Below are 11,326 nucleotides of genomic sequence, written 5' to 3' on the forward strand. Positions count from 1 at the left end.
ATGGACATATCCGGGATCCGACTCAGGGCGCTTCGCGCGGCGCTGTTCACGGCACTCGTCGTGACGCTCAGCACCGCGTCGCACGTGCTGCTGTCGCAGATCCCGCTGCCGCTGAACACGGTGGCCGCGGTCGCCGCCGCCGTGTTCGCGGTCTCCTACGCCCTGGCCGGCCGCGAGCGCGGCTTCGGCCCGATCGCCGCCCTGCTGATCCCGCTGGAGCTGGCCGCCGACACGGTCTTCACCACCGGCCAGCACGTCTGCTACGGCCCCTCGGGCGGACCGGTGGCCGGCCCGCTGCGCTCCGTCGGCTGGAACCTGCTGTGCGGCACCGGCACCCAGGTCGGCACCCCGCTGACCCGAGTGACCGAAGGCACCGGCACCGACCGCTTCGCGGCGCTGCTCGCCCACGCGGACCCGGCCACCGCCTGGCTGCTGCTCGGCGCGCACCTCGGTGTCGGCCTGCTCGCCGCCGCCTGGCTGCGCCGCGGCGAGCGCGCCCTGACCCAGCTGGTGCGGGCGGCCGCCGCGACGACGTTCCGGCCGCTGCTGCTCGCGGTCGCGGCGGTCGCCGTGCGGCCGGCCACCGCGGTCCGGCGCCTCGGGCGCCCCGGCCCGCCCGCCGCCGGCGCCCGCGACCGGCTCCTCGTGCACTCCCTGGGACGGCGTGGACCGCCGTGCTCGCTCGCCCAGGTCTGAGGTCTGAGCGACCCCTTCCGGTCGCCCGACCGGCATTCCTGAGCACGACCAGTCCCCCACACGTATTCCGCGCACGACATCTGCGCGTCCCACATGGAGAACACCAACATGAGCAAGCGAAACAGCCAGGCCTCGAAGTCGGCCGCCCGCGAGCGGCTGCGTGAGGAGCGCGAGCGCCAGGCCAAGCGGGCCAAGGCCAAGCGGCAGGCCATCGTGGCCGGTTCGGTCGTGGTCGTCCTGGCGGCGGCCGGCGGCATAGGTTACGCCGTCGTCCAGGCCAACAAGCCCAGCCACTGGGAGGCCGCGAAGAAGGACAAGGTCGTCGCGCCGGCCAACACCACGGGCAAGAACGGCACGACCGTCGTCATCGGCAAGGCCACCGCCAAGAAGACCCTCAAGGTCTACGAGGACCCGCGCTGCCCGGTCTGCGCCCAGTTCGAGCAGACGGTCGGCCCGACCTTCAAGAAGGACCTCGACGCCGGCAAGTACAAGTTCCAGTACGTCGGCGCCACGTTCATCGACAGCCACGACAACGGCGAGGGCTCCAAGAACGCGCTGAGCGCCCTGGGTGCCGCGCTGAACGTCAGCGACGACGCGTTCCTCCAGTACAAGACCGCGCTGTACTCGGCGAAGTGGCACCCGGACGAGACGCAGGACAAGTTCAAGGACGACGCCTACCTCATCAAGGTCGCGAACACCGTCCCCGCGCTCAAGAACAACACCCAGTTCCAGAACGCGGTCAAGAACGGCACCTACGACCCCTGGGCGATGGCCATGTCGAAGACCTTCGACGACAACAAGGACGGCGTGACCGGCACCCCGGGCTTCGTCATGAACGGCAAGCAGCTCAACAACGGCAGCCCGCTGCTGACCGTGGCCGATTTCAACAAGGTCGTGGGCGCGGCCCTCAAGGCCTGATCCACCGCCGAGATCCCGGGAAAGCCCTTGCTCCACCTGGGAATTCGGATCCCCCGTGAAGAGCGGGCGAACTTTCCGCGTTCGCCCGCTCCAGCGCATACCAGCCAGTAACCTGGTCGCCCGTGACCAGTCGATACAGATCGTCAGAGGCGAACCAGAGCCTCAACTCGCTTACGCCCCGCCGCCGTACGGTCGTCAAGGCCGCGGCGGCGACTGCTGTCCTGGCAGGCCCGCTCGCCGCCGCTCTGCCGGCCCGCGCCGCCGCGGACACGCCCGCCTTCCTGCACGGTGTCGCCTCCGGCGACCCGCTGCCCGACGGCGTCCTGCTGTGGACCCGGGTGACCCCCACGTCCGAGGCGGCCCCCGGCTCCGGGCTCGGTCCCGACACCCCGGTCAGCTGGATCGTCGCCCGGGACAAGTCGCTGACCGACATCGTGGCCAAGGGCACGACCACCGCGACCGCGGCCTCCGACCACACCGTCAAGGCGGACATACGCGGCCTCACGCCCGCCACCGACTACTGGTTCCGCTTCTCGGCCGGCGGCACCGACTCCCCCGTCGCGCGCACCCGCACCGCGCCCGCCGCCGACGCCGCGGTGCCCGGCCTGCGCTTCGGCGTGGTCTCCTGCGCCAACTGGGAGGGCGGCTACTTCGCCTCGTACCGCCATCTCGCGGCCCGCGGCGACCTGGACGCCTGGCTGCACCTCGGCGACTAATCCTAGAGTACAAGTCCGGCGAGTACGCGGCCCGTGGCACGGTCGTCCGCCCGCACGCGCCCACGAACGAGATCATCACGCTCGCCGACTACCGCACCCGGCACGGCAAGTACAAGACCGACCCGGACCTGCAGGCCCTGCACCACAAGGCGCCGGTCGTCGCGATCTGGGACGACCACGAGTTCGCCGACAACGCGTGGTCCGGCGGCGCGGTCAACCACACCGAGGGCGCCGAGGGCACCTGGACCGACCGCAAGGCGGCCGCCAAGCAGGCCTACTTCGAGTGGATGCCGGTCCGCCCGGCCATCGAGGGCACCACCTACCGCCGACTGCGCTTCGGCAAGCTCGCCGACCTGTCGCTGCTGGACCTGCGCTCCTTCCGCTCCCAGCAGGCGTCCACGGCCAGCGGTTCGGTCGACGACCCGGACCGTACGATCACCGGGCGGGCCCAACTGGGCTGGCTGAAGGCCGGGTTGAAGGCCTCCGACACCACCTGGAGGCTGGTCGGCAACTCGGTGATGATCTCGCCGTTCGCCATCGGCTCCCTCTCCGCCGACCTGCTCAAGCCGCTCGCCAAGCTGCTCGGGCTGCCGCAGGAGGGCCTCGCGCTCAACACCGACCAGTGGGACGGCTACACGGACGACCGCCGCGAGCTGCTGGCCCACCTGCGCTCCAACGCGATCCGCAACACCGTCTTCCTGACCGGCGACATCCACATGGCGTGGGCCAACGACGTGCCGGTGGACGCCGGAACGTACCCGCTGTCGGCCTCCGCCGCCACGGAGTTCGTCATCACCTCGGTGACCTCCGACAACCTCGACGACATCGTGAAGGTCCCCGAGGGCACCGTCTCCGCGATCGCCTCGCCGATCATCCGCGCCGCCAACCGGCACGTCCACTGGGTCGACACCGACCGCCACGGCTACGGCGTCCTGGACATCACCGCCGACCGCGCGCAGATGGACTACTACGTCCTGTCCGACCGCACGGACAAGAACGCGACCTCCAGCTGGGTGCGTTCGTACCGCACACGCACCGGCACGCAGAAGGTCGAGCGCAGCTACGACCCCGTGTAAAAAGACGGGGACGCGGAGCAACCGCGGAGATCTTGACTCCGTCGAACAAACTGGCGGGCCGCTGCACTGGCGGTCCGTCGGTTCCGTTCACGATTGGAGTCATATGGCCACCCCCCGAAGTGTCCTGACGAAGACGGCAGTTCTCGGCGCCACGCTGGCCCTCGCCGGGCTGACCGCCACCTCCGCACAGGCCCGGGAAGCGGCGGCGGCGCCGGCGTTCGTCAACCTGACCACCGCCGAGTCCGCTCCCCTGTACGCGCAGCCCACCTCGTCCTCGACGAGATACCGCGTGGAGCCGAGGGGCACCACGCTGCGGATCGCGTGCTCGACGACCCACACCCCCTCCGGGGAGCGGTGGTTCAGGCTCTACAACGCCAAGCCGACGTCCTGGGTCTGGTCCGGGCACTTCCCCTCGCTCGTCCACCCGCCGAAGGCGTGCTGACGATCTACCGGAGGCTGTCGAGGAAGCCGAGCGCCACCCGCCAGGTGGCCTCGGCCGCCTCCTCGTCGTAGTCCGGCAGGGCGGGGTCGGTGTAGAGGTGGCCGGCGCCCGCGTATCTGTACACCTCGACGTCCGCGCCCGCTCTGCCCATCTGCAGATACCAGGCGCTCAGCCAGTCGTCGGTCTCGAAGGGGTCGGGCTCGGCCACGTGCAGCTGGACCGGCAGGTCGTCCACCGCGGCGTTCGGCGCGATGTCCGACGTGCCGTGCAGGAGCAGCAGTCCGCGGGCTCTCTCGTCGCCGAGCGCGAGGGTCTGCGCGACGGAGGCGCCGAGCGAGAACCCGGCGTACACAAGTCCTCGCTCCGAGTACGGAGCGGCGGCCAGGACGGCCCGCTTGAGCAGCTCTTCCTTGCCGATCTCCTCGTTGAAGGCCATGCCCTCCTCGACCGTCTCGAACGTACGCCCGTCGAAGAGGTCCGGGGTCCACACCTCGTGCCCGGCGCCGCGCAGCCGGTCCGCGGCCTCGCGCACCGCGGGCCTGAGGCCGTAGGTCGAGTGAAAGAGCATGATGTTCATGAGGCCATGGTGCCAGCCGGGTCCGACAACGCCTGCCCGCGGCCGTACCCTCATCGAGCTTCAACTCACATGTTCATGACCCCCCTGAGCCGGTTACGTTCGAGGCATGGAGAACGTACTGCGTCCGCTGATCGTGGTCGGCGGCTCGGTCGTGCTCACGCTGGTCATCGGCTGGGCCACCGATCAGTTGCTGCGCAAGGCCGACGAACGGCACCGGGAGACGCAGCTGTGGGGGCTGCTGCGCCGTGCCCGGGTGCCCTACCAGCTGGTGATCTGCGCCGCGTTGCTGAGAGGCTCCTACGACCAGGCACAGAAGTTCAGGGACTACCGCGTCGGCATCGGCCAGGCGCTGACCCTGGTGCTGATCGGTGCCACCGCGTGGCTGGTCGTGCGCATCGCGGCCGCCATCGTGGAGACCTCGTACAACCGCTACGCCCGCGTCCACCACGACGCCGCCCGGGTGCGCCGGGTGCGGACCCAGGTGTCGCTGATCATGCGCGTGGTGACCGCGATCGTCGGCGTGGTGGCCGTGGCCTCCATGCTGCTGACGTTCCCGGCCATGCGGGCGGCCGGGGCGTCACTGCTGGCCTCGGCCGGCGTCGTCGGCATCGTCGCCGGTGTCGCCGCCCAGTCGACGCTCAGCAACATGTTCGCCGGGTTCCAGATCGCCTTCGGCGACATGGTGCGGATCGGCGACACGGTCGTGGTCGACGGCGAGTGGGGCACGGTCGAGGAGATCACCCTGACCTTCCTGACCGTACGGACCTGGGACGAGCGCCGGATCACGATGCCGGTGTCGTACTTCACCTCGAAGCCGTTCGAGAACTGGTCGCGCGGAGGCAACCAGATGACGGGCATCGTCTACTGGCACCTGGACCACACCGCGCCGATCGAGGAGATGCGCGAGAAGCTGCGGGACATCCTGCGCGAGTGCCCGGCCTGGGACGGCCGTGCCTGCGGTGTGGTGGTCACCGACTCGACACCGAACACCGTCCAGGTCCGCGCCCTGGTGACGGCCAAGGACGCGGACGACATCTGGACGGTCCGGGTCACGGTGCGCGAGCAGATGCTCGACTGGCTGTGCAAGAGGCACCCGTACGCCCTGCCCCGCGTCAACACGGCGGAGGCTGCCCTGCCTGCGGGCTGGCCCACCGCGGACGGACAGCACGACGGCCACCGCGAGTGGCACCGCGACAGCCACTCCGACGGCGGCGCCACCGCGCACCGCGTCCCCGAGCCGCCGCGGACGGGGCGCGGCTGAGACGACGCGGCGCGGCCGAGACAAAACGCGGTGCGGCGGCCGAGACAACGCGGTGCGGCCGGGGCAGCGGAGTGCCGCCGAGGCCGTAGGGGTCCGCCCGTACGGCCTCAGTTCCCGCGCTCCGCGCCCCCGTTGACCTGTACGACCTGCGAGGTGACATGGCCCGCGCCCGGGGAGGCGAGCCAGTGCAGGGTCGAGGCGACGTCACCGGGCGTACCGGCGCGCCCGGTCGAGGTGTCGGCGACGAGCCGCTCGCGCCGCGCCGGGTCGATCCGCGGCCCGAAGAACTCGGTGTCCTCGATGTAGCCCGGCGCGACCACGTTCGCGGTGATCCCGCGCGGCCCCAACTCCCGTGCCAGGTCATGGGCGTAGGGGTGCAGCGCGGCCTTGGCGCCCCCGTACGCACCGGTACCGGACCCGCGGTACGCCGCGATGGAGCTGACGAACAGCACCCGCCCGCCCGGCGAGGCGAGCCGGTCCTTCAGCGCCTCCGTGAGCAGCGCGGCGGTCAGGGTGTTGATCCGGAAGTTGACGATCCAGTCGTGCGCGACCCGGTCGAGCGGGTCGTCGCTCGCGGACCCGGGCTCCAGCTGCCCGGTGCCCCCGGCACTGTGGATGAGCACGTCCACCGTCCCGAACTCCTGCGCCACGAAGCCGGCGACACCGCGCACGGCGGCCGTGTCGCTCAGGTCGGCCGCGTAGGTCCACGCGCCCGGCACCCCGGCCTTCTTGAGCACGTCCTCCCGGCGCCCGAGCAGCAGGACCCGATCCCCGTCCGCTGCGAAGACATGGGCCGCGGCGAGCCCGATTCCCGTACCGCCGCCACTGATCACCACATTGCGAGCCATGAGGCGACTCTACGAAGCCTCGCCACCGTCCGCGATCGGTATGGACTCGGCGTTTCAGGCCACCGCTGAAGCGACGAGGCGGCGCGGCTCACCGCAGACTGCGCACGTCGAGATGGCGCAGCACCCGGTCCACGATCTCCGGATCCGCCCCCGGCTCACTGCGTGCGGCCAGCACCTCGTGCCGCGCGGCGCTCAGCAACTCGCCCTGGATCCGGCGCATCCGCTTGAGCCGGCGCATCCGCATCTCATGCGCCTCCCGCCGCTCCTCCTCGCCCATCTCGGGGCTGATCCGCACCCCGATCTCGAAGGCCCGCCGCAGCATCTGCTCGGACAGCTCCTCCGGCAGCTCCTCGACCTCCTCGATCTCCCGCAGCCTCCGCTTGGCCGCCTTGGCCGCGCGCACCGCGAGCTCCCGCTCGAAGTCCTTCTCCCGCTCCGTGTCGGCCTGCACGCCCAGCCGCTTCACCAGCCACGGCAGGGTCAGCCCCTGGAGCACCAGCGTCGCCATGATCACGCCGAAGGCGATGAACACGATCTCGTCCCGGTCGGGAAAGGACGAGCCGTCCTCGGTCTCCAGCGGGATCGCCAGCGCCAGCGCCACCGAGGCCACCCCGCGCATCCCCGCCCACCACATGATGACGGTCTCCCGCCAGCTCATCGGGATGTCCTCGTCGTGGTCCCGCTTGGCGTGCAGCCGTTTGGTCAGCCAGGTCGCCGGCAGCAGGTACACCAGCCGTACGACGACCACCACGACCACGATCACCCCGGCCCATCCGAGCATCTCGCTCCAGCGCCCGGACGCCGTCCGGATCGCGTTGTGCAGTTCGAGACCGATCAGACCGAAGGCGACGCCCGTGACGAGCGTGTCGACGATGTCCCAGAACGTGTGCCCGGCGAGCCGCGTCATCACGTCGTCGGGGTCGGTGCCGTACTCGGAGAGGAACAGCGCGGTGGTGAGGACGGCGAGCACACCGGAGCCGTGCAGCTCCTCGGCGAGGACGTACGACGCGTACGGCACGAGCAGTGTCAGGCCGACCTGGAGGGTCGCGTCGCCGAGCAGATCGAGGAGCCGGTTGGCGCTCCACCCCAGGGCCACACCGATGGCGACGGCGACGACGGCGGACAGCACCAGGTCGAGCGCGGCCCGCCCCGGATGGAAGTCACCGCTGACGGCGGCGGCGACCGCGACGTGGTACAGCACGATCGCCGTCACGTCGTTGAACAGGCCCTCGCCCTCCAGGATGGACACGATCCGGCGGGGCAGCCCCAACTGCCCGGCGACGGCGGTCGCGGCGACCGGGTCGGGCGGCGCCACGAGCGCGCCGAGCGCGACGGCGGCGGCGACCGGCAGCCCCGGCACGATGCTGTGCGCCACGACGGCCACGCACACCGTGGTGACGAAGACCAGCGCCACCGCCAGCAGGAAGATGGGCCGGCGGTTGGCCGCGAACTGCCGCCAGGAGGTGCGCCGCACCGCCGCGTACAGCAGCGGTGGAAGCAGCAGCGGCAGGATCAGGTCCGGCGGCACGTCGACGTTCGGCACGAAGTCCGCCACGGCGAGGACGATCCCCAGCAGCGTCATCAGCACCGGCGCGGGCAGCCCGAACCGGTCTCCCAGCGGGACACTCACCAGGGCCCCGAGCAACAGCACGAACAGCAGGGCCAACTGATCCACGGTCAGCGCTCCGGGCAGGTCGACGTACGGCAGCAGACCTCAAGCCTGCCACGCCGCCGCGCGGACCAGCGCCTTCAGCCCGTGGGCCGCAGGGCGCGCCGCATGGCGCGGTGCGGGATGCCCGCCTCCGGGTACTCCGGTCCGTACGCCTCGTATCCGAGCCGCTCGTAGAACCCCAGCGCGTGCGACTGCGCGTGCAGGTCGACGGCCGCCAGCCCACGCGCGTGTGCCGCGTCCTCGATGGCCCGCACCAGCGCCGCGCCGACGCCGAGCCCGCGCGCGTCCCGGGTCACCGCGAGCCGCCCGAGCGAGCCCACCGTCAGGTCGCCGTCGGTCTTCTTGGCGGCCGCCTCGCCGTGCAGCAGGCGCCCGGTGCCGAGCGGCACGCCGTCCCCCCGCACAGCCAGCACATGCACGGCCACGGCGTCGTACTCGTCGTACTCCAGGTCCTCGGGCACGCCCTGCTCGGCGACGAAGACATCCTTGCGCAGGGCGAAACACGTCTCCAGATCGGCGGGGTCCTCGGCGACACGCACCTCGTACGCGTGCGTGCTCATCCGTACGTCTCCTCACGGACCTGGTCCAGGGCCTTCTGGAGGTCGGCCGGGTAGTCGCTCTCGAACTCGACCCACTGCCCGTCACCGGGGTGCTCGAAGCCGAGCCGCACGGCGTGCAGCCACTGGCGGGTCAGATGCAGGCGCTTGGCGAGCGTCGGGTCGGCGCCGTAGGTGAGGTCGCCGACGCAGGGGTGGCGGTGGGCCGCCATGTGGACGCGGATCTGGTGGGTGCGGCCGGTCTCCAGCTTCACGTCGAGCAGGGAGGCCGCGCGGAACGCCTCGATCAGGTCGTAGTGCGTGACGGAGGCCTTGCCGTCGGCCGTGACCGCCCACTTGTAGTCGTGGTTGGGGTGGCGGCCGATGGGCGCGTCGATGGTGCCGCTGGTCGGGTCGGGGTGGCCCTGGACGAGCGTGTGGTACCGCTTGTCGACCGTGCGCTCCTTGAACTGCCGCTTGAGCGAGGTGTACGCCCGCTCCGACTTGGCGACCACCATCAGGCCCGAGGTGCCCACGTCGAGGCGGTGCACGATGCCCTGGCGCTCGGCGGCGCCGGAGGTGGAGACGCGGTAGCCGGCGGCGGCCAGCCCCCCGATGACGGTCGTACCGGTCCAGCCGGGCGACGGGTGGGCGGCGACGCCGACCGGCTTGACGATCACGACCACGTCATCGTCGTCGTACACGATCTCCATGCCCTCGACGGGCTCGGCGACGATCTGCACGGGCGCGGCCGCCTGCGGCATCTCGACCTCGAGCCAGGCCCCACCGTGCACCCGCTCAGACTTCCCGACCACCGATCCGTCGACCGTGACCTTCCCCGCGGCGGCGAGCTCGGCCGCCTTGGTCCGGGAGAAGCCGAAAATGCGGGAGATGGCGGCGTCGACGCGCTCGCCCTCCAGGCCGTCGGGCACGGGCAGGGTACGGATCTCGGGAATCGTGCTCACCCGTCGAGTATGCCGGACGGGGCCGACGGCCCGGACCGGAGCCTGTGGATCAAGCCCGCGGCGCCCGGTCCTCGCGCTCAGTCCTTGTGGACGCTGCCGTCCGGGTCGAGCCCCTTGAACGACAGCAGCACGATCAGGATGCCGCCGCACACGATCGCCGAGTCGGCCAGGTTGAAGACCGCGAAGCCCTTGGGCGAGATGAAGTCGACGACCGCGCCCTCGAAGACGCCGGGCGAGCGGAAGATGCGGTCGGTGAGGTTGCCGAGGGCGCCGCCGAGGAGCAGGCCGAGCGCGATCGCCCAGGGCAGGCTGTAGAGCTTGCGGGCGAGCCGGGCGATCACCACGATGACGGCCGCCGCGATCACCGTGAAGATCACGGTGAAGGCCTCGCCGAAGCCGAAGGCCGCGCCCGCGTTGCGGATCGCCTCGAGCTTCAGCCAGTCTCCGATGAGCTGGATCGGCGCGTGGTGCTCCAGCTTGGCGACCACGATCATCTTGCTGATCAGGTCGAGGGCGTACGCGAACGCGGCGACCGCGAACAGCACGACGATACGGCGCTTGCCCCTAGGGCGTGCGGGACCGCCCTGCTCCGGCTCGGTCCCCGCTGCCTCCGGGGTGTCCGGGGTACCGATGATGCGCTCCGCCTCTGCCACGTGAGTCCCTCAACCTAGATACCTGACTGAGGACGAGGGTACGACACGCCTCCCGCCCCCATCAGTACCGGCGTTCCTGCTTCTGCTTGCACTCCACGCACAGCGTGGCCCGCGGGAACGCCTGCATCCGGGCCTTGCCGATCGGGTTGCCGCAGTTCTCGCACAGACCGTAGGTACCGGCGTCCAGCCGCTGCAGGGCGCGGCCGGTCTGTTCGAGCATCTCGCGCGCGTTGGCAGCGAGGGCCAGCTCGTGCTCGCGGGTGATGTTCTTGGTGCCGGTGTCCGCCTGGTCGTCACCCGCGCCGTCGCCGGAGTCCCGCATCAGGCCGGCCACGGCGTTCTCGGACGAGGTGATCTCTTCGTTCAGCCGGGTCGCCTCGGCGTGCAGTTCGGCCCGCGCCTCCTCGACCTCCTTCGGGGTCCAGGGGTCCTCACCGGGGCGTACCGCGAGCTCGCCGGGTTCCGCCGCGGCGACTCGCGCCTTGGGCAGGGCTGTCTTCGCCGCCGTGGCCGTGCCTGGAGTCTTCTTCGCAACCACCGTCGTGGCTCCCGTCTCCTCCGCGGCCTCCGCCGCACCCACCGTCTTGGCCGTACGTTTCCTGCCCACACCCGCACCCTTGGCGCGCGTGGCCTTACCCACCTCGACCGCGCTCCCCTCATCCGCCCGCCCGCCGGCCACGGCCTTCTTCCCCGCGGCCTTGCGGACTACGGACGCCTTGCCCGCAGCCCTATCGGCAGCGGTCTCCTTACCTGCGGTCTTGCCGCCTGCGGTCTCCCTGCCTGCGGCCTTGCCGACTGCGGACGCCTTGTCCGCGGCCCTTTCGATTGCGGTCTCCTTACCCGCAGCCTTACCGCCTGCGGTCTCCCTACCTGCGGCCTTGCCGACTGCGGACGCCTTGTCCGCGGCCCTTTCGATTGCGGTCTCCTTACCCGCAGCCTTACCGCCTGCGGTCTCCCTACCTGCGG

General features: G+C 71.2%; 11 protein-coding genes and 1 pseudogene. 5 read left to right on the forward strand and 7 right to left on the reverse strand.

Going from position 1 to position 11,326, the window contains the following annotated elements:
* The 4 genes and pseudogenes from ACGFYN_RS32990 (at window position 1) to ACGFYN_RS33005 (ending at window position 3,848) form a co-directional block, all read left to right on the forward strand.
* Window positions 1-696 (forward strand): hypothetical protein, encoded by a 696-nt coding sequence (locus tag ACGFYN_RS32990; protein ID WP_393869586.1) that lies wholly within the window; start codon window positions 1-3, stop codon window positions 694-696.
* Window positions 697-804: 108 nt separating this feature from the next.
* Window positions 805-1,614: a thioredoxin domain-containing protein gene (locus tag ACGFYN_RS32995; RefSeq protein WP_393869587.1), complete on the forward strand. Its 810-nt coding sequence runs from the start codon at window positions 805-807 to the stop codon at window positions 1,612-1,614.
* Between the two features lie 122 nt (window positions 1,615-1,736).
* Window positions 1,737-3,406: pseudogene (locus ACGFYN_RS33000) on the forward strand (alkaline phosphatase D family protein).
* Window positions 3,407-3,509: 103 nt separating this feature from the next.
* The gene (locus ACGFYN_RS33005) at window positions 3,510-3,848 is read left to right on the forward strand and encodes a hypothetical protein (RefSeq protein ID WP_393869588.1); all 339 of its coding nucleotides are present in this window, start codon (window positions 3,510-3,512) and stop codon (window positions 3,846-3,848) included.
* 4 nt (window positions 3,849-3,852) lie between these two features.
* Here the strand turns inward: ACGFYN_RS33005 and ACGFYN_RS33010 are convergent, their stop codons facing one another.
* The gene (locus tag ACGFYN_RS33010; RefSeq protein ID WP_393869589.1) at window positions 3,853-4,479 is read right to left on the reverse strand and encodes a dienelactone hydrolase family protein; all 627 of its coding nucleotides are present in this window, start codon (window positions 4,477-4,479) and stop codon (window positions 3,853-3,855) included.
* A 52-nt stretch (window positions 4,480-4,531) separates the two neighbouring features.
* Between ACGFYN_RS33010 and ACGFYN_RS33015 the strand changes: the two genes are divergently transcribed.
* Window positions 4,532-5,686 carry a mechanosensitive ion channel family protein gene (locus ACGFYN_RS33015; RefSeq protein WP_393869590.1) on the forward strand — a complete coding sequence of 385 codons (1,155 nt, stop codon included), beginning with the start codon at window positions 4,532-4,534 and terminating at the stop codon, window positions 5,684-5,686.
* A 107-nt stretch (window positions 5,687-5,793) separates the two neighbouring features.
* On the opposite strand, the gene ACGFYN_RS33020 is transcribed toward ACGFYN_RS33015, so the two are convergent.
* The 6 genes from ACGFYN_RS33020 to ACGFYN_RS33045 all read right to left on the reverse strand — a co-directional run bounded on the left by ACGFYN_RS33020 (window position 5,794) and on the right by ACGFYN_RS33045 (window position 11,000).
* On the reverse strand, window positions 5,794-6,534 hold the full coding sequence (locus ACGFYN_RS33020) for an SDR family NAD(P)-dependent oxidoreductase (RefSeq protein WP_393869591.1): 741 nt from the start codon (window positions 6,532-6,534) through the stop codon (window positions 5,794-5,796).
* A gap of 88 nt (window positions 6,535-6,622) precedes the next feature.
* Window positions 6,623-8,209, reverse strand: a complete 1,587-nt coding sequence (locus ACGFYN_RS33025) for a Na+/H+ antiporter (RefSeq protein WP_393869592.1) — start codon at window positions 8,207-8,209, stop codon at window positions 6,623-6,625.
* Window positions 8,210-8,283: 74 nt separating this feature from the next.
* Window positions 8,284-8,766: a GNAT family N-acetyltransferase gene (locus ACGFYN_RS33030; RefSeq protein ID WP_393869593.1), complete on the reverse strand. Its 483-nt coding sequence runs from the start codon at window positions 8,764-8,766 to the stop codon at window positions 8,284-8,286.
* A complete protein-coding gene (locus ACGFYN_RS33035) occupies window positions 8,763-9,707 on the reverse strand; it encodes an RluA family pseudouridine synthase (RefSeq protein WP_393869594.1) in 945 nt (314 codons plus the stop codon). The genes ACGFYN_RS33030 and ACGFYN_RS33035 overlap by 4 nt, the downstream gene beginning before the upstream one ends.
* A 77-nt stretch (window positions 9,708-9,784) precedes the next feature.
* The gene (gene lspA / locus ACGFYN_RS33040) at window positions 9,785-10,360 is read right to left on the reverse strand and encodes a signal peptidase II (protein WP_393869595.1); all 576 of its coding nucleotides are present in this window, start codon (window positions 10,358-10,360) and stop codon (window positions 9,785-9,787) included.
* A 61-nt stretch (window positions 10,361-10,421) separates the two neighbouring features.
* Window positions 10,422-11,000 carry a TraR/DksA family transcriptional regulator gene (locus ACGFYN_RS33045; protein WP_393869596.1) on the reverse strand — a complete coding sequence of 193 codons (579 nt, stop codon included), beginning with the start codon at window positions 10,998-11,000 and terminating at the stop codon, window positions 10,422-10,424.
* Between the last annotated feature and the right edge of the window lie 326 nt (window positions 11,001-11,326).

The organism is Streptomyces sp. NPDC048419, assembly GCF_043200415.1.
GTDB lineage: Bacteria > Actinomycetota > Actinomycetes > Streptomycetales > Streptomycetaceae > Streptomyces.

Bases quoted from the DNA above. Each gene is read 5' to 3' on its own strand.
- ACGFYN_RS32990 (WP_393869586.1), top strand. From the start codon at position 1: ATGGACATATCCGGGATCCGACTCAGGGCGCTTCGCGCGGCGCTGTTC.
- ACGFYN_RS32995 (WP_393869587.1), top strand. From the start codon at position 805: ATGAGCAAGCGAAACAGCCAGGCCTCGAAGTCGGCCGCCCGCGAGCGG.
- ACGFYN_RS33005 (WP_393869588.1), top strand. From the start codon at position 3,510: ATGGCCACCCCCCGAAGTGTCCTGACGAAGACGGCAGTTCTCGGCGCC.
- ACGFYN_RS33010 (WP_393869589.1), bottom strand. From the start codon at position 4,479: ATGAGGGTACGGCCGCGGGCAGGCGTTGTCGGACCCGGCTGGCACCAT.
- ACGFYN_RS33015 (WP_393869590.1), top strand. From the start codon at position 4,532: ATGGAGAACGTACTGCGTCCGCTGATCGTGGTCGGCGGCTCGGTCGTG.
- ACGFYN_RS33020 (WP_393869591.1), bottom strand. From the start codon at position 6,534: ATGGCTCGCAATGTGGTGATCAGTGGCGGCGGTACGGGAATCGGGCTC.
- ACGFYN_RS33030 (WP_393869593.1), bottom strand. From the start codon at position 8,766: ATGAGCACGCACGCGTACGAGGTGCGTGTCGCCGAGGACCCCGCCGAT.